Origin of the sequence: Streptomyces asoensis, from assembly GCF_013085465.1 — a bacterium.
Taxonomy (GTDB): domain Bacteria; phylum Actinomycetota; class Actinomycetes; order Streptomycetales; family Streptomycetaceae; genus Streptomyces; species Streptomyces cacaoi_A.
On the sequence record NZ_CP049838.1, the window covers coordinates 5,659,733 to 5,678,539 of the forward strand.

Annotated in this window: 18 protein-coding genes; 10 read left to right on the forward strand and 8 right to left on the reverse strand. The window is 70.4% G+C overall.

Going from position 1 to position 18,807, the window contains the following annotated elements:
• Positions 1-65: 65 nt before the first annotated feature.
• Together G9272_RS25315 and G9272_RS25320 are read left to right on the forward strand one after the other, a co-directional pair.
• Positions 66-1,037, forward strand: coding sequence for an ATP-binding cassette domain-containing protein (locus G9272_RS25315; RefSeq protein ID WP_171398682.1), 972 nt, complete (start codon positions 66-68; stop codon positions 1,035-1,037).
• A complete protein-coding gene (locus G9272_RS25320) occupies positions 1,034-1,795 on the forward strand; it encodes an ABC transporter permease (RefSeq protein WP_171398683.1) in 762 nt (253 codons plus the stop codon). Before G9272_RS25315 ends, G9272_RS25320 begins: the two co-directional genes overlap by 4 nt.
• A gap of 21 nt (positions 1,796-1,816) precedes the next feature.
• On the opposite strand, the gene G9272_RS25325 is transcribed toward G9272_RS25320, so the two are convergent.
• Together G9272_RS25325 and G9272_RS25330 are read right to left on the reverse strand one after the other, a co-directional pair.
• Positions 1,817-3,223 carry a glutamate decarboxylase gene (locus G9272_RS25325; protein WP_171398684.1) on the reverse strand — a complete coding sequence of 469 codons (1,407 nt, stop codon included), beginning with the start codon at positions 3,221-3,223 and terminating at the stop codon, positions 1,817-1,819.
• 30 nt (positions 3,224-3,253) lie between these two features.
• Positions 3,254-4,537 (reverse strand): ion channel protein, encoded by a 1,284-nt coding sequence (locus G9272_RS25330; RefSeq protein WP_171398685.1) that lies wholly within the window; start codon positions 4,535-4,537, stop codon positions 3,254-3,256.
• A 128-nt stretch (positions 4,538-4,665) separates the two neighbouring features.
• Here G9272_RS25330 and G9272_RS25335 point away from each other — a divergent pair, with 128 nt between their 5' ends.
• A complete protein-coding gene (locus G9272_RS25335; protein ID WP_171398686.1) occupies positions 4,666-5,427 on the forward strand; it encodes a MerR family transcriptional regulator in 762 nt (253 codons plus the stop codon).
• Positions 5,428-5,512: 85 nt separating this feature from the next.
• Here G9272_RS25335 and G9272_RS25340 read toward each other — a convergent pair whose 3' ends face one another.
• Positions 5,513-5,878 (reverse strand): YbjQ family protein, encoded by a 366-nt coding sequence (locus G9272_RS25340; protein WP_171398687.1) that lies wholly within the window; start codon positions 5,876-5,878, stop codon positions 5,513-5,515.
• A 142-nt stretch (positions 5,879-6,020) separates the two neighbouring features.
• Here G9272_RS25340 and G9272_RS25345 point away from each other — a divergent pair, with 142 nt between their 5' ends.
• The gene (locus G9272_RS25345) at positions 6,021-7,004 is read left to right on the forward strand and encodes a DedA family protein (RefSeq protein WP_171398688.1); all 984 of its coding nucleotides are present in this window, start codon (positions 6,021-6,023) and stop codon (positions 7,002-7,004) included.
• Between the two features lie 5 nt (positions 7,005-7,009).
• Here G9272_RS25345 and G9272_RS25350 read toward each other — a convergent pair whose 3' ends face one another.
• Together G9272_RS25350 and G9272_RS25355 are read right to left on the reverse strand one after the other, a co-directional pair.
• Positions 7,010-8,671, reverse strand: a complete 1,662-nt coding sequence (locus tag G9272_RS25350; protein WP_171398689.1) for a threonine/serine ThrE exporter family protein — start codon at positions 8,669-8,671, stop codon at positions 7,010-7,012.
• Between the two features lie 116 nt (positions 8,672-8,787).
• A complete protein-coding gene (locus tag G9272_RS25355) occupies positions 8,788-9,279 on the reverse strand; it encodes an inorganic diphosphatase (RefSeq protein WP_007452023.1) in 492 nt (163 codons plus the stop codon).
• Between the two features lie 79 nt (positions 9,280-9,358).
• Between G9272_RS25355 and dacB the strand changes: the two genes are divergently transcribed.
• The 6 genes from dacB (at position 9,359) to folE (ending at position 17,103) form a co-directional block, all read left to right on the forward strand.
• Positions 9,359-11,020: a D-alanyl-D-alanine carboxypeptidase/D-alanyl-D-alanine endopeptidase gene (gene dacB, locus G9272_RS25360; protein WP_171398690.1), complete on the forward strand. Its 1,662-nt coding sequence runs from the start codon at positions 9,359-9,361 to the stop codon at positions 11,018-11,020.
• A gap of 108 nt (positions 11,021-11,128) precedes the next feature.
• Positions 11,129-12,262 carry a zinc-dependent metalloprotease gene (locus tag G9272_RS25365; RefSeq protein WP_171398691.1) on the forward strand — a complete coding sequence of 378 codons (1,134 nt, stop codon included), beginning with the start codon at positions 11,129-11,131 and terminating at the stop codon, positions 12,260-12,262.
• Positions 12,263-12,455: 193 nt separating this feature from the next.
• Positions 12,456-13,487: a tRNA lysidine(34) synthetase TilS gene (gene tilS / locus G9272_RS25370; RefSeq protein WP_171398692.1), complete on the forward strand. Its 1,032-nt coding sequence runs from the start codon at positions 12,456-12,458 to the stop codon at positions 13,485-13,487.
• A 72-nt stretch (positions 13,488-13,559) separates the two neighbouring features.
• On the forward strand, positions 13,560-14,120 hold the full coding sequence (gene hpt, locus G9272_RS25375; protein ID WP_057601282.1) for a hypoxanthine phosphoribosyltransferase: 561 nt from the start codon (positions 13,560-13,562) through the stop codon (positions 14,118-14,120).
• Between the two features lie 186 nt (positions 14,121-14,306).
• Entirely contained in the window at positions 14,307-16,346 is a 2,040-nt protein-coding gene (gene ftsH, locus G9272_RS25380; RefSeq protein ID WP_020132504.1) for an ATP-dependent zinc metalloprotease FtsH, read from the forward strand.
• 151 nt (positions 16,347-16,497) lie between these two features.
• Complete coding sequence (gene folE / locus G9272_RS25385; protein WP_054241753.1) at positions 16,498-17,103, forward strand: GTP cyclohydrolase I FolE; 606 nt, start codon at positions 16,498-16,500, stop codon at positions 17,101-17,103.
• Positions 17,104-17,129: 26 nt separating this feature from the next.
• Here folE and G9272_RS25390 read toward each other — a convergent pair whose 3' ends face one another.
• From G9272_RS25390 to folB, 3 genes are all read right to left on the reverse strand, one after another.
• Positions 17,130-17,615, reverse strand: coding sequence for a DUF3180 domain-containing protein (locus tag G9272_RS25390; protein WP_171398693.1), 486 nt, complete (start codon positions 17,613-17,615; stop codon positions 17,130-17,132).
• 72 nt (positions 17,616-17,687) lie between these two features.
• Positions 17,688-18,299, reverse strand: coding sequence for a 2-amino-4-hydroxy-6-hydroxymethyldihydropteridine diphosphokinase (gene folK, locus G9272_RS25395; protein ID WP_054241751.1), 612 nt, complete (start codon positions 18,297-18,299; stop codon positions 17,688-17,690).
• Entirely contained in the window at positions 18,296-18,655 is a 360-nt protein-coding gene (folB, locus tag G9272_RS25400; protein ID WP_057601292.1) for a dihydroneopterin aldolase, read from the reverse strand. Before folB ends, folK begins: the two co-directional genes overlap by 4 nt.
• Positions 18,656-18,807 lie beyond the last annotated feature (152 nt).

An 18,807-nucleotide genomic window follows, 5' to 3' on the forward strand; every position in this document is an offset into this window, starting at 1 on the left:
CTCACCCGCGGCGTTACTTTGAATCGGTAGTCAAGTTTGACTAGATGAGGAGCTGGGGGACTTTCATGGCCGACACGGCGATCACCGTCGAAGGCGTACGCAAGAGGTACGGCGACACCCAGGCACTGGACGGGCTCGACCTCGCGGTGGCCCGCGGCACCGTGCACGGGGTGCTCGGGCCGAACGGCGCGGGCAAGACGACCCTGGTCAGGATCCTGTCCACGCTGCTGCGGCCGGACTCCGGACGCGTCGAGGTGGCCGGCCACGACGTCGTGCGCCAGGCCAGGGAGGTCCGTCTGCGCATCGGACTGCTCGGCCAGCACGCCGCCCTCGACGAGGAGTTGGGCGGCCGCCAGAACCTGGAGATGTTCGGCCGCCTCCACCACCTGGGCGCCCGCCACGCGCGCGTGCGCGCCGACGAACTCCTGGAACGCTTCGACCTCACCGCCACCGGCCGCAAGCCGGTCCGCGCCTACAGCGGAGGCATGCGCCGCCGCCTGGACCTGGCCGCCTCCCTCATCGGCAACCGGCACGGCACCGACCCGGAGGTGCTCTTCCTGGACGAGCCGACCACCGGCCTCGACCCGCGCGGGCGCGCCGAGGTGTGGTCCGCGGTCCGCTCGCTGGTCGGCGGCGGGACGACGGTCGTGCTCACCACCCAGTACCTCGAGGAGGCCGACCAGCTCGCCGACCGGATCTCCGTCGTCGACCGGGGCCGCGTGATCGCCGACGGCACGGCGGACGAACTGAAGGCACTGACGGGCGGCGACCGCATCGACGTCGTCCTGCGCGACGCGGGCCACCTGGGAGCGGCCCTCGCGCTGCTGCCCCTGCCCAAGGAGGACGTCACCGTCGACCCCGACCGCCGCCTGCTCAGCGCCCCGGTCACCGACCGCATGGCCGCCCTCTCCGCCGTCGTCCGCGCCCTGGAGGAGGCCGGCGTCGAGGCGGAGGACGTGGCGCTGCGCCGCCCCACGCTGGACGAGGTGTTCCTGCACCTGACCGGGCAGGACGACCGTACGAAGGAGACCGTGTGAGTACGTACGCGCTGACCGATTCCTGGACCATGACCCGGCGTGAACTCGCCCACTGGGCACGGCAGCCGGGCCGGCTTGTCGTCGGGCTCGTCTTCCCCGTGATGCTGCTGCTGATGTTCGGCTACCTGGTCGGCGGCGGCCGCGGGGTGAGCGGCGACTACCTCGACTACCTGATGCCCGGCATGCTCGCGCTCACCATGGCCTTCGGCCTGGAGGGCACGATGCTCGCCGTCACCCAGGATCTCAACAAGGGCGTCATCGACCGGTTCCGCGCCATGCCGATGGCCGACGGCGCGGTCCTGGTGGGCCGTTCGGCGGCCGACATGCTCCAGTCGGCCGTGGGCCTGGCCGTGCTGATCGTCGTCGGCCTCGCGCTCGGCTGGCGCCCCCAGGGCGGGCCGGGCGCCTTCCTGGCCGCGGTGGGTCTGCTCCTCCTCTTCCGCTTCGCGATGCTGTGGATCGGCATCCATCTGGCGCTGGTGGCCGGGAAACCGGAGATGGTGCAGGCCGTGCAGATCCTGGTCTGGCCGGTCGGCTTCCTCTCCAACGCCCTCGCCGCCCCCGCCTCCATGCCCGGCTGGCTGGGCACCGCCGTCGAGTGGAACCCGATGTCCCGGACGGCGACCGCGGTACGCGACCTGTTCGGCGGCCTGGGCGCCGACCCGGCCCACATGGGCGCCGCCACCGCCTGGCCCCTGGCCCTGCTGGCGGTCTTCTTCCCCCTGGCGGTCCGGAAGTTCGCCCGTATGAGCCACTGACGCCTGTGAGGTCCGCGGCGGCTAGTGGTGGAACCCGGTCGCCGCGCCCTTGTCCCGTGTCCGCGGTCCCGACTGACTGCGGAGTTCCGGCAGCAGCCGGGACAGGTCCTCCACGAACATGTCGGCGAGGTCCTCCGAGAAGCCGTTTCTGCACACGACCCGCAGGACGGACAGGTCCTCCCGGTTCGGCGGGAACGTGTACGCGGGCACCAGCCAGCCGCTCTCGCGCAGCCGCCGTGAGACGTCGAAGACGTCGTACGAGTCCACGCCCGGGGCCGTCGTGAAGGCGAACACCGGCAGCTCGTCGCCCCGGGTGAGGAGCCGGAAGTCACCGAGCGCCTCCACCCGGTCGGCGATGCCCCGGGCCACGTCCCGCGTGGTCTGCTGCACCGCCCGAAAGCCCGCGCGGCCCAGCCGCAGCAGCGTGTAGTACTGCGCGACGACCTGGGCGCCCGGCCGGGAGAAGTTGAGGGCGAAGGTCGGCATGTCGCCGCCCAGGTAGTTCACCCGGAAGACCAGCTCCTCCGGCAGGGCCTCCTTGTCGCGCCACAGCGCCCAGCCGACGCCCGGGTACACCAGCCCGTACTTGTGCCCCGAGGTGTTGATCGACGTCACGCGCGCGAGCCGGAAGTCCCACACCAGGTCCTCGTCGAGGAAGGGGGCGATCATCGCGCCGGACGCGCCGTCGACATGCACCGGGATGTCCAGTCCGGTGCGCTCCTGAAGGGCGTCGAGGGCCGCGCAGAGATCTGCGATCGGTTCGTAGGAGCCGTCGAAGGTGGAGCCGAGGATGCCGACGACGCCGATGGTGTTCTCGTCGCACAGCTCGGCCGCGGCCTGCGGGTCGAGGTGGAAGCGGTCCCCCTCCATGGGGATCAGCCGGGCCTCGACCTCCCAGAAGTTGCAGAACTTGTCCCAGCAGACCTGGACGTTGACGCCCATCACGAGGTTCGGCCGGGCACCTGGGTAGCGGTCGCCGGCCCGCTGCGCCCACCGCCGTTTCATCGCCATCCCGGCGAGCATGCAGGCCTCGCTCGACCCGGTCGTCGAACAGCCCACGGCCGCCGACGGGTCGGGCGCGTTCCACAGGTCGGCGAGCATCGCCACACAGCGTCGCTCCAGCTCGGCGGTGCGCGGGTACTCGTCCTTGTCGATCATGTTCTTGTCCCGGCACTCCGCCATCAGGACCCCGGCCTGCGGCTCCATCCAGGTGGTGACGAAGGTGGCCAGGTTGAGCCGTGAATTGCCGTCCAGCATCAGCTCGTCGTGCACCAGTTGGTACGCCGTCGAAGGCGGCGTCGGGCCGTCCGGCAGGCGGTGCTTGGGCGGCGCCTCGACCATGCCGCCGACCGGGTCGGCCTCACCGTAGAAGGGGTTCACGGACAGGGGACGCTCGTCGGACTTCTCGGGTCCTTCGTGCAACGCCATGGGAGTGCCTCCTGAAGGGGCGAACGGGTGTCAGCGGACCGAAGTTCCGTCCGCGCGCAACTGCATCTGCGGCCGTCCCGTCACCAGCAGCCAGGCCGGCAGCGAGGCGATGCAGAGCAGGGCGATGATCGACGGCGAGGAGACCAGGACCGCGGCGACGAAAAGGCTCACCCAGCCCTGCCGGGTGATGGCCAGGAGGACGCCCAGCACCCCTGTGGCCACGCCCACCGCCGGATGGACGTCCGACACGAGCGCATGGGCGGTGAGGCCGAGGGCGGAGCCCACGAACACGGCCGGGAAGATCCGCCCGCCCCGGAAACCGGAGGTCGCGGCGACGACCAGCGCGGCCATCTTCACCACCGTCATCGTGGCGAACTGTCCGGCCGTCCAGCCGTCGGGATCGGCGGCGAGCTCCGCGACCTCGTCCAGCCCCTTGAAGAGCGTCAGATGGCCGCCCAGGGCCGCCAGCAGCCCCAGCACGACCCCGCCGGCCGGGAGGATCAGCATCGGGTGCCGCAGCCGCGCGAACGCGCCGTGAACGTACGGGAAGACGTAGACGCCGCACATGCCGAGCAGCGCGCCCACCGACGCGACCACCATCGCCGCGAGCAGGTCGTCCCAACCGGGCTGTCCGAACGGGGGCAGGTGCATGTCGAAGCTCGGATGGGCCACCAGGGTGGTCGTCATCGAACCGGCCGCGGCGGCGACCAGCGGAGTGAAGACGCTGTCCCACAGCGGCCCCTTGGTCTGCCGTCCCGCGAGCGCCTCGGAGATCAGCAGCGCCGCCGCCACCGGCGTACCGAACAGCGCGCCGATGGTCGCCGCCTCCGCGAGCATCACCCACACCGCGCCCGGCGCCTGCGGCCGGAACCGGTGGCCCAGCCAGAAGACGACTGCCACGTTCACGGCGATGATCGGGTTCTCCGGGCCCAGGCTCGGCCCGCCCGCCAGCATCAGCGCGGTCGCCACCAGCAGCCCGGGGAGCACCACCGGCGGCAGCACGCGCGCGTCCAGCCCCATCGTGGCCGGGTCGGGACCGGCGTGTCCCGGCACCTTCCACACCACCAGCCCCACCAGCACGCCCGTCATGGTGAGCATGACCATCATCCAGAGCACCGAGTACCGGCCCACGCCCAGCGCGTCCGGGAGGTTCTGCCACAGCACGTGCTGGAGTTGCTCGGCCGCCCCCTCCACCAGCAGGAGCAGCAGGCTCGCCAGCACGCCGATGGCGAGGGCGGGCAGGATCGACGGCAACAGGGCGCGTGCCGGGGTCGCCGGAGCGCTGGGCGGCTGCTGTGCGGTGTCCTGGGCCACGGGCTCACGATAAGCGGGCGAAACGGACATGACATCCGGACGGGAACGGGCGCGGGGGGAATCCGCCTTGCACCTCACGTGACGTGAGGACGCACCGTGGAGCGCGTACCGAGAAGGGAGCGGACGAAGTGAGCTACTCCGTAGGACAGGTCGCCGGATTCGCCGGTGTCACGGTGCGCACGCTGCACCACTACGACGACATCGGCCTGCTCGTCCCCGGCGGGCGCAGCCATGCGGGTCACCGGCGCTACGACGACGCCGACCTCGACCGGCTCCAGCAGATCCTGTTCTACCGCGAGCTCGGCTTCCCGCTCGAGGAGGTCGCGGCCCTGCTCGACGATCCGGCGGCCGACCCGCGCGCGCACCTGCGCCGGCAGCACGAACTGCTGACCGTCCGGATCGAGCAGCTACAGAAGATGGCCGCGGCCGTGGAACACGCGATGGAGGCACGCGAGATGGGCATCGATCTCACGCCCGAGGAGAGGTTCGAGGTCTTCGGCGACAAGGACCCGGAGCAGTACGCCGAAGAGGCGGAACGGCGCTGGGGCGGCACCGAGGCCTACGCGGAGTCACAGCACCGCGCCGCCCGCTACACGAAGGACGACTGGAGGCGCATACAGGCCGAGGTCGACGCCTGGAGCGAGGGCTACGCGGGCCTGATGGCCGCCGGTGAGCCGCCGACCGGCGAGGCGGCCATGGACATGGCCGAGGAACACCGGCAGCACATCGGCAAATGGTTCTACGACTGCCCGTACGAGGCGCACCGCTGTCTGGGGGAGATGTACGTCTCCGACGAGCGCTTCAAGGCGTTCTACGACGCGATGCGCCCGGGCCTCGCCGAGCACCTCAAGGAGGCGATCGCGGCGAACGCGGCCCGCCGGACGGCGTAAGGCGGCGTAGCACGGCGTAAGGCGGCGCAGGGGTGACGGCGCTGCGGGTCCTGGTCCGGGCGCCCGGGCGCAGGGAGCTCGGGGGCTACTCCCGGACCATGACCACCGCGGTCCCGTACGCGCACACCTCGGTGCCCACCTCCGCCGCCTCCGTCACGTCGAAGCGGAACATCAGCACGCCGTTGGCTCCACGCACGCGTGCCTGCTCGACGAGGCGTTCCATGGCCTGGTTGCGGGTCTCGACGAGGGTCTTCGTCAAGCCCTTGAGCTCACCGCCGATCATCGACTTGAGGCCCGCGCCGATCTGGCTGCCCAGGTGCCGTGAGCGCACGGTCAGCCCGAAGACCTCGCCGATGACCCGCTCCACCCGGAACCCGGGTACGTCGTTCGTGGTGACGACCAGTACGTCCGGCTCGGGGCCCTGCCCGCCGCCGTAGTCTTCGATGCCCATGGCTCACAGCTTCGTCCCAGCGGGCCCACAGTGCATCCCGGAGACATCCGTGGAACCTGGGGCGGACACATTGCGTTGATAGCTTTGTGCGGCTGCACCATGGACGCCGTACCTTTCCCCCACCCATCAGGAGCCCGGAACCGTGACGACGATCGCCCTCGGACCGAGCTGGCTGGACCCCAATTACCTGCTCGACAACTTCGGTCTCTGGGGCCTGTTGCTCATCGTCTTCGCGGAGTCCGGCCTGCTGATCGGGTTCTTCCTGCCCGGTGACTCCCTGCTGTTCACCGCCGGCCTGCTGATCACGTCGAACCAGCTGGACTTCCCGCTGTGGGGCGCGGTCGCGCTGATCTGCGTCGCCGCGATCCTGGGCGATCAGGCGGGCTACATGTTCGGCAAGAAGGTCGGGCCGTCGCTCTTCAACCGACCGGACTCCCGGCTCTTCAAGCAGGAGAACGTCACCAAGGCGCACGAGTTCTTCGAGAAGTACGGCCCGAAGTCCCTGGTGCTGGCCCGCTTCGTGCCCATCGTGCGCACCTTCACGCCGATCATCGCCGGCGTCAGCGGCATGCGTTACCGCTCCTTCCTGGTCTTCAACGTCATCGGCGGCGTCCTGTGGGGCGCGGGTGTCACCCTGCTCGGCTCCTGGCTGGGCAACATCGACTTCGTCAAGAAGAACATCGAAGCGATCCTCATCCTGATCGTCCTCGTCTCCGTGGTCCCGATCGCCATCGAGTTCCTGCGGGCCCGCTCGAAGGCCAAGAAGAACCCGCAGCAGACCCCGTCGCAGACTCCCGGGCAGCAGCACCAGCCCCACCAGCAGCAGCCCCCGGTCATGGACGACGCGACGACCCAGCTCCGCCGCATCGACCAGCACGACCAGTACGGCGACCAGGGCCAGAACCAGGGTCAGGTCCAGGGTCAGGGTCAGGTCCAGGGGCAGGGTCAGGGTCAGGGGCAGAACCAGGGCCAGCAGCACGACTACTACGGTCAGCAGCAGTACCCCCAGCAGCAGCCGTACCCGCAACAGCAGCAGTACCCCCAGGACTGGCAGCAGCAGCCGCAGCAGCAGCCGTACGGCGCTCAGCAGAACGGCCAGTACCCCTACGACAACCAGGGCTACTGAGAAGCTCAGAAGCCCCGCGTCCGCTTGGCGGCCCGCCGCTTCTCGGCGGAGCCGATCCGCAGGAACAGCCGCGAGATCTCGGACCCGAGGTTCACGCCGATCGCGATGGCCATCGCCAGCGCCGCGGCCTTGGTGATCGACACCAGCCCCGCGTCCACCTCGTTCTGCGCGATGGCCAGCAGCCCGAAGTAGGTCGCCGATCCCGGCAGCAGGGGCCCGATCGCGGCGGTCGTGTACGGCAGGGCGGAAGCGAACCGGTAACGCGAGAGCAACTGCCCGAACAGCCCCACCACGCCCGCCGCGACGGCCGTGGAGGCGACCGGCGAGATCTCCCCGGCGTAGTGCATCGCGCCGTACACCGACCACGCCACACCGCCGTTCAGGGTCACGGCCAGCACGGTGGATCGTTCCTGCTGAAGCAGCACCGCGAAGGTCAACGACAGCAGCATCGACGCGCCGATCTGCCACAGCGGCCGCTTGGTGATGCCCAGGGCCGCGTCGGGATTGAGATGCGCGCCGAGCTGCACACCGACGTAGAGCATCACCAGCACGCCCGCCACGATGCCCACGAAGAAGTACATGACCTCCAACAGGCGCGCGGCCGCGGTGATGTAGAAACCGGTCAGGCCGTCCTGGACGCCCGCCACCAGCGCCCGTCCGGGCAGCAGCGCGAACAGCCCACCGGTGATGACCGCGGACGCCTTCACCTCGACGTTCGCCAGCGTCAGCGCGATGCCTATCGCGGCCGGCGGCATCGCGGCGACCAGGAACTGGTAGAACTCCGGCAGCCCGCGCCCCGCGCAGAGCCACGCCAGCCGGTCTCCGAGCATCGCGCCGAGCGCCGCCGCCACGAACACGACCAGGTCACCGCCGACCAGCACCGAGGCCGCGCCCGCGAGGAGCCCGCTCGCCGAGGTCAGCACCCAGGTCGGGTACGGATGCCGGTTGCGGCGCATCTCCGCGAGCCGCCGGTAGGCGTCTTCCAGGGAGAGATGGCTCTCCGGGTCGCTCAGATCGTCCACGAGCCGGAAGACGGCCGCCAGGCGCGTGTAGTCGGTGCCCCGGCGGCGGACCGTCCGGGACGCCGTCACCGGGTCCTCCACCAGGGACGGCTGGTACGAGATCGACAGCAGCGTGAAGGTGACGTTCGGCTCGCAGCGGTCGAGCCCGTAGGAGCGGCAGACCGCGAACATCGCGGCCTCCACGTCCTCGGCGCCCTCCCCGCCCGCGAGCAGCAGCTCGCCGATACGCAACGTCAGGTCGAGCACGCGCGGGACGGCCGGACCGCCCTCCTCCGCTTTCGGCCCCGGCTCCGGTGCGGGCCGGTCGGCCACCGGCATCCGCAGCATCGTGCGCATCCGGTCCTGCCAGGGCAGGTCCTTGATCAGACTCACCACCGGCACGCCCTCGGCCGGTGTGAAGGCCACCGGGGCCTGCCGGGCGCTGTACGTGCTCGGCACGCTGAACGCCGATCCCTCGCCCTCCGCGGCGGCGGGCGGACCCACGTCCAGCCCGCTCGGGACGGCGAACTCCGACGTGGTCTCCGGCTCACCGCCGGTTCTGGGGACGGCCAGCCCCGCCGGGATCGCGAACTCGGACGTGATCTCGGGGTCGAAGCCACTCCTCGCCTCGTCCGACTGCGGTTTGCGGTCTTCCGCCTCCGACACTCAGCAACGCTCCCTGAACGACACCTTCCGTAGCCCTGCAAGTATGCGCACAGACGCGCGGAAGGGCCGCACGCGTACGCGTGCGGCCCTTCCGGCGGCATCAGGCGACAGAGGCCTCAGTGGCCGCCCTGGTCCTTGAAACGCTTGTAGGACCGCTCGATCTCGGCCTCGGCGTCGGTGCGGCCCACCCAGTCGGCGCCCTCGACGGACTTGCCGGGCTCCAGGTCCTTGTAGACCTCGAAGAAGTGCTGGATCTCCAGACGGTCGAACTCCGACACGTGGTGGATGTCCCGCAGGTGCTCCACGCGCGGGTCGGTCGACGGGACGCACAGCAGCTTGTCGTCGCCGCCGGCCTCGTCCGTCATCCGGAACATGCCGATCGCGCGGCAGCGGATCAGACAGCCCGGGAACGTCGGCTCGTCCAGGATGACCAGCGCGTCCAGCGGGTCACCGTCCTCGCCGAGCGTGTTCTCGACGAATCCGTAGTCGGTCGGGTAGGCGGTCGAGGTGAAGAGTCGACGGTCCAGGCGGATCCGACCGGTCTCGTGGTCCACCTCGTACTTGTTCCGCGAACCCTTCGGGATCTCGATCGTGACGTCGAACTCCACCGGTGGCTCCTCCATGATCAGCACATAGTTCTGGTGGTTAAGTGTCCCTCACGCTGCTGTGTGATCGCGAAAGGGGCTGGTGTTCGTGCCAGAGCTGAGGCCTTGGCGGGCCGCGAGACCGCACGTGGTGCGGGTCACGGACGCCGTACGACCGCGTCTGGCACGGGCCGCAGGGATCGTACGACCTCGTCTCGCACGTGTGGCGGCGGCCGCGAAGCCGCAGGTCGCACGGCTCACACAGGCGGCGAAGCCGCAGCTCGAGCGGATCACGAAGGCCGGTCCGAACACCAGGTCGTGGCAGTACACCGCGGGTGCGGCGACCGCCGGGCTGGCGCTGGCCGCCGGTGTGGTGACCGCCGCCGGCCCCTGGGACTCCACCGGTCAGCGTACGGCGGAGCGGGACCGGGCCGCCGCCCTGGAACAGTCGGGTGGCACAGATCACGGCCGTACGGACGATTCGTCCGATACCTCCGACACGGCGGCCGGAGCGCCGCGGCCCGCGCCGAGCGCCGCCGCCGTCCTCGCGGGCCTCGGTGGCGCCACCAACGCAGTGAAGTCCGCCCCGGACGCCCTTCCGACCGGCAAGGGCCTCGCGGGCGTCCTGGACCCCCTCCTGGGCGATCCGGCCCTCGGCGCCCGGCGGACCGCCGTGGTCGTCGACGTGGCCACCGGCAAGCGGCTGTACGGCTCCGGGGCCGACGCGGCGCTCACCCCGGCATCCACCACGAAGATCGCCACCGCGGTCGCCGCGCTCTCCGCGATGGGCGGCGAGCACCGCCTCACCACGCGCGCGGCGCTGGAACCCGACACCAAGGAAGTCGTCCTCGTCGGCGGCGGCGACCCGACCCTCACGGCCCGCGCGGACGCCGATGGCTGGGCCGACCTGCGTACCCTCGCCGGTTCCACGGCGGCCGCCCTGAAGAAGAGCGGCCTCACCCGGGTGACGCTCTCGTACGACACGACGCTGTTCGCCGGAACCCAGGTTCACCCCATCGGGGTCAACCCCAACCTCGCCGCCGTCACCGCCCTGTCCGCCGACGAGGGCCGCACCGACGACTCCACCAGCGGCCCGACGACCCGCGTGAGCGACCCGGCGGCCGACGCGACCCGCAAGTTCGCCGAGTTCCTCAAGGCCGCCGGCATCAAGACCTCGGCCCCCGGACCCTCGAAGGCCACCACGCGCGCGAAGACCCTCGCGACGGTCTCCTCGCCCCCGCTGTCCGTCCTGGTCGAACGGATGCTGACCAACAGCGACAACGACATCGCCGAGGCCCTCGCCCGCCAGACCGCCGTCGCGACCGGTGTCCGCGCCGACTTCGCCGGCGCCGGCAAGGCCGTCCAGGCACAACTGAAGAAGCTCGGACTGCCGTTGGCCGGCGTCCGGATCAAGGACGGCAGCGGTCTCGACCGCGAGGACCGGCTCACGGCGCACCTCCTGACCGCCCTCCTGGTCAAGGCCGGTGACGCCACCCGCCCCGACCTGCGCCCCGTCCTCACCGGCCTGCCCGTCGCCGGCTTCACCGGCACCCTCAGCAGCCGCTACACGGAGGGAGCGGCCGGCGTCGTCCGCGCCAAGACCGGCACCCTGACCGGCGTGAACACCCTCGCCGGCACGGTCGTCGACCAGGACGGCCGCCTCCTCGCGTTCGCCCTCCTGGCCGGCGGCACGACCGACCCGGCGGCGGCCCAGGGGGCGCTGGACCGGGCGGCGACGGCGCTCGCGGGGTGCGGCTGCCGCTGAGCGGCGCGGCCCGGCACCCCCGAGCCACCCCCGGCCCCGACCCTGACATCTCCCTGACCGGCCTCCTGCGGCCTGCCCCCAACGGCGGCGCTCACGTACGGTTGACGCATGACGAGCATCGGTGGCGCTGCTTCTTCGGGGATGGTCGACTGGAATCTCGCGGTGGCGACCGCGACCCGGCTCGTACGGCCGGGACCCGAGGTCAGCCGTGACGAGGCGCGAGCCGTCGTCGCGGAACTGCGCCGACACGCCAAAGCCTCGGAGGCACACGTCCGGGGCTTCACTCGTATGGGCACCGAGGACATCCACGACACCCCGGTCCTCGTCGTCGACCGCCCGGGCTGGGTGGCGGCGAACGTGGCGGGCTTCCGCGAGATCCTCAAGCCCCTCCTCGACAAGATGCAGGAACGGCGCGGCAACACCCCCGGCGGCGCGGTCCTCGGCGCCGTCGGCGGAAAGGTCACCGGCGTCGAACTCGGCATGCTGCTGTCCTTCCTGTCCTCCCGCGTCCTCGGCCAGTACGAGACCTTCGCCCCCGCCACCCGCCAGCTCCCCGCCGGGGCCAACGGCGGCGGCCGTCTGCTGCTCGTCGCGCCGAACATCGTCCACGTGGAGCGCGAACTCGACGTGGAGCCCCACGACTTCCGGCTGTGGGTGTGCCTCCACGAGGAGACGCACCGCACCCAGTTCTCGGCCGTGCCCTGGCTGCGGGACCACCTCGAGGGCGAGATCCAGTCGTTCTTGGGCGAGACCGACGTCGACCCCATGACGTTCCTGGAGCGGGTCAGGGAAGCGGCCCAGTCCCTCTCCGGCGGCCGGCCCGAGGGTGAGGAGGACGACGGCGGCCGTTCCCTGGTCGAACTGGTGCAGACGCCCGCCCAGCGGGAGATCCTCGCCCGCCTCACCGCCGTGATGTCCCTCCTGGAGGGACACGCCGACTTCGTCATGGACGGAGTGGGCCCGGAAGTCGTGTCGTCCGTCGCCGAGATCCGTGAGAAGTTCCAGCAACGCCGCGCCAAGGGCGCCTCCCGACTGGACATCGCCCTGCGCAAGTTGCTGGGCCTGGACGCCAAGCTCAAGCAGTACCGGGACGGCGAGCGCTTCGTACGCGGCGTCGTCGACCAGGTCGGCATGGACGGCTTCAACCGCGTGTGGACCTCCCCGAACACACTTCCGACCAAGGCCGAGATCGCCAAGCCGGCGGACTGGGTCGCGCGAGTGCACCGCAAGGCCGAGTCATGAACCCGCCAGAACGGCGGTGAACCGAATCCGGCCGACGGCAGGCGAACGCCCCTTCAATCACCCGTCCGAGGGACCGTGAGCCCTGGGTAGGCGTGCAATGCTCGGGGAACGGCCCGGTTCTGTCACCATCTACACACTCTGCGTGACCGAACCTCGGGTTCACCCCCGAAAACTTCATGAAGGGAACCGGACAGTGGGTCCCCATCCTGCGGTCGCGGCGATACGCCTGGCGGTCCGCCGCGTACTCCACGACATCCTCAACGACCACCCCACCCCCGAGACGGGCTCCCACGAGCGACCGGCACCGCCGCTCGTGCTCGTGGCGTGCTCCGGCGGCGCCGACTCCATGGCGCTCGCCTCCGCCCTCGCCTTCGAGGCGCCCCGGCTCGGTATCCGGGCCGGCGGTGTCACCGTCGACCACGGCCTCCAGCCCGGCTCCGACCTGCGCGCCGAGGAAGTCGTCCTGCGCCTGCGCGAACTCGGCCTCGATCCCGTGGAGGCCACGGCCGTGACCGTCGGCCGCGGAGGCGGGCCCGAGGCCGCCGCCCGCGACGCGCGCTACGCCGCCCTCGACGACGCCGCCGTCCGCCACGGCGCCGCCGCGATCCTGCTCGGCCACACCCGCGACGACCAGGCCGAAACCGTCCTGCTCGGCCTGGCCCGTGGCTCCGGCATCCGCTCACTGTCCGGGATGGCGGCTGTCTCCGGGGGGCCGGGGGCCGCGCGCCGCTACCGCCGTCCCTTCCTCCAGCTCGACCGGCAGACCGCCCGCAAGGCCTGCATGGTCCAGTCCCTGCCCGTCTGGGACGACCCGCACAACGCCGACCCGGCCTACACCCGCTCCCGGCTGCGCCACGAGGGGCTGCCCGCCCTGGAGAAGGCCCTCGGCAAGGGTGTCGTCGAGGCCCTCGCCCGTACGGCCCAGCTCTCCCGTGACGACGCCGACGCCCTCGACGCCTGGGCGGGCCAGGCAGAGTCCTCCGTACGGGACGCCGCCGGTCTTCTGGAGTGCGCCAAGCTCTACGCCCTGCCGCCCGCCGTACGCCGTCGGATCCTGCGCCGTGCCGCCATCGAGGCGGGCGCTCCGGCCGGTTCCCTCTTCGCCCGGCACATCGAGGAGGTCGACCGGTTGATCACCGGTTGGCGCGGCCAGGGGGTCATCAATCTCCCCGGCAAAGTCGTCGCTCAGCGCCAGGGTGGCAGACTGGTGATTCGGCAAGGCTGAATCCGGGCCCTCCGGCAGGACCGCTTACGTGGTCGTGGGCGGTCCCGGTGGCCGGTTGGACAACCGAAAGTGATGCGGGTGGACGCGAAAGACATGGGCACCGACCTCAAAGAGGTGCTCATCACCAAGGAAGAGATCGACGCGAAGCTGGTCGAGCTGGCCGCGAAGATCGATGCGGAGTACGCGGGCAAGGACCTGCTCATCGTCGGTGTCCTCAAGGGCGCCGTGATGGTCATGGCCGACCTCGCCCGATCCCTGTCCACCCCCGTCACCATGGACTGGATGGCCGTGTCGTCCTACGGCGCGGGCACCCAGTCCTCCGGTGTCGTGCGGATCCTCAAGGACCTGGACACCGACATCAAGGGCCGTCACGTCCTGATCGTCGAGGACATCATCGACTCCGGTCTGACGCTGTCCTGGCTGATCTCCAACCTCGGCTCGCGCGAGCCCGCCACCCTCAAGGTGTGCACGCTGCTGCGCAAGCCCGAGGCCGCCAAGGTCGCCATCGACGTCGAGTGGGTCGGCTTCGACATCCCCAACGAGTTCGTCGTCGGCTACGGCCTCGACTACGCCGAGAAGTACCGCAATCTCCCGTTCGTCGGTACGCTCGCGCCCCACGTCTACGGCGGCTGAAACCCGAAGGGCCCAAGCCCCGTACGAAGATCGGGAACCTCGGCGGGCCTTTCGCCGTTGGAGCATGCAGACGGGTGCGCCAGCCGTCCCGTGCGGCTCCGCGCGACAAAGCTGGGGTACCGTCAGAAGAACTGTCTTATCAAACTCACTATGGCAGGAGGGACGGGGCGACACCGCTCCGTATGGATGGACGTGAAGCGATACTTCCGTGGGCCGGTCATGTGGATCGTGCTGGCCGTCCTTGCCGTGGTCGTGTTGATGCAGGTCGTCGGCTCGTCCGGCGGCTACAAGACGGTGGACACCGGCCAGGTCATTGCAGCGATCAACGACAACAAGGTCGAGTCGGCCAAGCTCACCACCGGTGACGAGCAGACCATCAAGGTCACGCTCAAGGACGGCGAAAAGGTCAAGGACAGCTCGAAGATCCAGGCGAGCTACATCGGCGACCAGGGCGTGACCATTGCCAACACGCTGCAGACCAAGTACCAGGACAAGCAGATCCCGGACGGATACACAGTCTCGCCGACGAAGCAGAACGCCTTCGTCGGGATCCTGCTGTCCCTGCTCCCCTTCGTCCTCATCGTGGTCGTCTTCCTGTTCCTGATGAATCAGATGCAGGGCGGCGGCTCCCGAGTCATGAACTTCGGGAAGTCCAAGGCCAAGCTCATCACCAAGGACACCCCGAAGACGACTTTCGCCGACGTCGCGGGCTCGGACGAGGCCGTCGAGGAACTCCACGAGATCAAGGAGTTCCTCCAGGAACCGGCGAAGTTCCAGGCCGTCGGCGCCAAGATTCCCAAGGGCGTACTCCTGTACGGCCCGCCCGGTACCGGCAAGACGCTCCTCGCGCGCGCCGTCGCCGGCGAGGCGGGCGTTCCCTTCTACTCGATCTCCGGTTCCGACTTCGTCGAGATGTTCGTCGGTGTCGGTGCCTCCCGGGTCCGTGACCTCTTCGAGCAGGCCAAGGCGAACGCCCCGGCGATCGTCTTCGTCGACGAGATCGACGCGGTCGGCCGCCATCGCGGCGCCGGCCTCGGCGGCGGTCACGACGAGCGCGAGCAGACGCTGAACCAGCTGCTCGTCGAGATGGACGGCTTCGACGTGAAGGGCGGCGTGATCCTCATCGCCGCCACGAACCGCCCCGACATCCTCGACCCCGCGCTGCTGCGTCCCGGCCGCTTCGACCGCCAGATCGCGGTCGACCGCCCGGACATGCAGGGCCGTCTGGAGATCCTCAAGGTTCACCAGAAGGGCAAGCCGGTCGCCCCGGACGTCGACCTGTCGGCCGTCGCCCGCCGTACCCCGGGCTTCACCGGCGCGGACCTGTCGAACGTGCTGAACGAAGCGGCGCTCCTCACGGCGCGCAGCGACAAGAAGCTCATCGACAACCACTCGCTGGACGAGGCCATCGACCGCGTCGTGGCGGGCCCGCAGAAGCGGACCCGGATCATGTCGGACAAGGAAAAGAAGATCACCGCGTACCACGAGGGCGGCCACGCCCTGGTCGCGGCGGCTTCCCCGAACTCCGACCCGGTCCACAAGATCACGATCCTGTCGCGCGGACGGGCCCTCGGCTACACGATGGTCCTGCCGGACGAGGACAAGTACTCGACCACGCGCAACGAGATGCTCGACCAGCTGGCCTACATGCTGGGCGGCCGCGCTGCCGAGGAACTGGTCTTCCACGACCCGACCACCGGCGCCGCGAACGACATCGAGAAGGCCACCGCCACGGCCCGCGCGATGGTCACCCAGTACGGCATGACCGAGCGGCTCGGCGCGATCAAGTTCGGCGGCGACAACACCGAGCCGTTCCTCGGCCGTGAGATGGCTCACCAGCGCGACTACTCGGAAGAGGTCGCCGCGCTGGTGGACGAGGAAGTCAAGAAGCTCATCGAGACGGCGCACAACGAGGCCTGGGAGATCCTGGTCGAGAACCGCGACGTCCTCGACAACCTGGTGCTTCAGCTGCTCGAGAAGGAGACGCTGAACAAGGAGCAGATCGCCGAGGTCTTCTCCGCCATCGTCAAGCGCCCGGCCCGGCCCGCCTGGACCGGTTCCTCGCGGCGCACGCCGTCCACCCGTCCGCCGGTGCTCTCCCCCAGGGAGCTCGCGCTGACGAACGGTGCCAACGGCGCGACGCCGGCGATCTCCACGGCGAAGTCCACCGCGGTGGAGCCCACCCCGGTGACCGAGCCGGCCCCGGAGGACCGCCCCGAGAGCTGATCCGGCTCCCGGGAGCCCCACCAGGCCCGGAATGGATGCCGCGCCCCCCAGGTTCTAGCCTGGGGGGCGCGGCATTTTCGTCTGACGTCCTTCCATGCCGCGATGAGGCGCGTGACCCACACGCGTGACCCGCACAGGAACGAGGCACCACATGACCGACCCCGTGACGCTGGACGGCGAGGGCGCCATCGGCGAGTTCGACGAGAAGCGCGCCGAGAACGCCGTACGGGAGCTGCTGATCGCGGTCGGCGAGGACCCGGACCGTGAGGGCCTCCGGGAGACGCCGGCACGGGTGGCGCGGGCGTACAAGGAGATATTCGCGGGGCTGTGGCAGCAGCCCGAGGACGTGCTGACGACGACCTTCGACCTGGGGCACGACGAGATGGTGCTCGTGAAGGACATCGAGGTGTTCAGCACCTGTGAACACCATCTGGTGCCGTTCAGGGGCGTCGCCCATGTCGGCTACATCCCGTCCACCACCGGGAAGATCACCGGCCTGTCCAAGCTGGCCCGTCTCGTGGACGTCTACGCGCGCCGTCCCCAGGTGCAGGAACGTCTCACCACGCAGATCGCCGACTCCTTGATGGAGATCCTGGAGCCGCGCGGGGTGATCGTCGTCATCGAGTGCGAGCACATGTGCATGTCCATGCGCGGCATCCGCAAGCCCGGCGCCAAGACCATCACCTCGGCGGTGCGGGGACAGCTGCGGGACGCGGCGACGCGCAACGAGGCGATGAGCCTGATCATGGCGCGCTGACGGGGCCAGCGCTCACCCGGGAGACGTCACGCCGGTGACGCCGCGCCCTTGTCGTGATCGTCGTCCTCGGGCAGCTTGCAGACGCGCTCCAGGAAAATGGCCGCCGCTATGACCGCGATGCCCGCCAGGACCGAGAAACCGGCGTAGATGGCCTGGTCGCGGCGGGCGGGGATGTCGAGGGACTCCAGCAGGAAGACGCCCGTCCCGCCGTACATGCCGGAGACGAGGGCGGCCACCAGGGCGCTGGACTGGCCGAAAACGACCGCGCGGGCCGCCATCAGGGGGTCGACGCCCTTGGCCTCGGGGCGGCGCTCACGCTGGGCCTTGAGCCGGGCGCGCAGCGACAGCGCGGTGGCCGTGAGCACCACGGCGATCAGGGCGAGGACGATGGGCGCGGCCAGCGGGACGCTGGGAAGGGTCCCGATCGAGTTCCACAGGCGGGCGCCGGCCCAGGACAGGATCGCGGCCACGCCGAACACGCCGGCCAGCACCCTGATGTGCAGCTCTCTCACGGTGTCCCTTCAACTCCCCCGAGCCCGCGGGCATGGACATCCCGCGGGCAGTGGTCCTGTCGACCTTAACGACTACTCGGGCAGGTGGAGTTCCAGGTCCTTGCGTGCCGCGACGCCCTCGCGGGTCACGGTGTCGAGAAGACCGGCGACCGTGCCGCGGCCGGGCAGCTGGGCCTCGGGCTCCACGTCGTACCAGGGGGCGAGGACGAAGGCGCGTTCGTGGGCGCGGGGGTGGGGGAGCGTGAGGTGCGGGTCGTCGTCGACGACGTCGGCGTACGCGACGATGTCGACGTCGAGTGTGCGCGCGCCCCAGCGCTCGTCGCGCACCCGGTGGAAGGCCTCCTCGACCGCGTGCGCCCGCTCCAGCAGGGAGGACGGCGGGAGGGTCGTCTTCAGCACGACCACCGCGTTGAAGTACGAGGGCTGGCTGCCGGGCTCGACGCCCCACGGCTCCGTCTCGTACACCGGGGAGACGGCCTTGATGCGTACGCCGGGGGTGTCCTCGAGGGCGTCGATGGCACCCTGGAGGGTCTCCAGGCGGTTGCCGAGGTTGGAGCCGAGGGCGATCACGGCCCGTTGGGGGTTGTGCAGGGTGGTGTCGGCGGCGTCGACCTTCTCCACGACGGAGGCGGGTACCGGCTGTACGGTCGGGTCGCTCTGACCCTCGGTGAAGAACGCGGTCATACTCGGCTCCGGATGATGGTGACGGTCACGTCGTCGAAGGGGACCGTGATCGGCGCGTCCGGTTTGTGTACGCAGACCTCGACCTCCTGGACCCCTTCGTGCTTCAGACAGGCCTGGGCGATGCGCTCGGCGAGCGTCTCGATGAGGTCGACGGGCTCGCCCTGGACGACGGCCACGACCTCCTCCGCCACGATGCCGTAGTGGACGGTCTTCGCCAGGTCGTCGTCGGCCGCGGCCGGTCGGGTGTCCAGGCCGAGGACGAGGTCCACGATGAAGGTCTGGCCCTCCTCGCGTTCCTTGGGGAACACGCCGTGGTACCCGCGGGCCTTCAGGCCGCGCAGCGCGACACGATCCACGCGAATCACTCCTGCAATCGTCGGTTTCGGCCGGTGCGTCCGGGTGCGGGCGGCACCCCGGCCTCGAACGAATCTACCCGCGAGCACTGACAGACCCGGGTTCCGGCCACGGTGACCCGGGCCGGAGTCAGGACATTTCACCGGGTGTTTCC

Coding starts and splice junctions, on each gene's coding strand:
- G9272_RS25325 (WP_171398684.1), bottom strand. CDS start 3,223: ATGGCGTTGCACGAAGGACCCGAGAAGTCCGACGAGCGTCCCCTGTCC.
- hpt (WP_057601282.1), top strand. CDS start 13,560: ATGCGGGTGGACGCGAAAGACATGGGCACCGACCTCAAAGAGGTGCTC.
- ftsH (WP_020132504.1), top strand. CDS start 14,307: ATGGACGTGAAGCGATACTTCCGTGGGCCGGTCATGTGGATCGTGCTG.
- G9272_RS25340 (WP_171398687.1), bottom strand. CDS start 5,878: ATGGGCATCGAAGACTACGGCGGCGGGCAGGGCCCCGAGCCGGACGTA.
- G9272_RS25315 (WP_171398682.1), top strand. CDS start 66: ATGGCCGACACGGCGATCACCGTCGAAGGCGTACGCAAGAGGTACGGC.
- G9272_RS25365 (WP_171398691.1), top strand. CDS start 11,129: ATGACGAGCATCGGTGGCGCTGCTTCTTCGGGGATGGTCGACTGGAAT.
- folE (WP_054241753.1), top strand. CDS start 16,498: ATGACCGACCCCGTGACGCTGGACGGCGAGGGCGCCATCGGCGAGTTC.
- folK (WP_054241751.1), bottom strand. CDS start 18,299: ATGACCGCGTTCTTCACCGAGGGTCAGAGCGACCCGACCGTACAGCCG.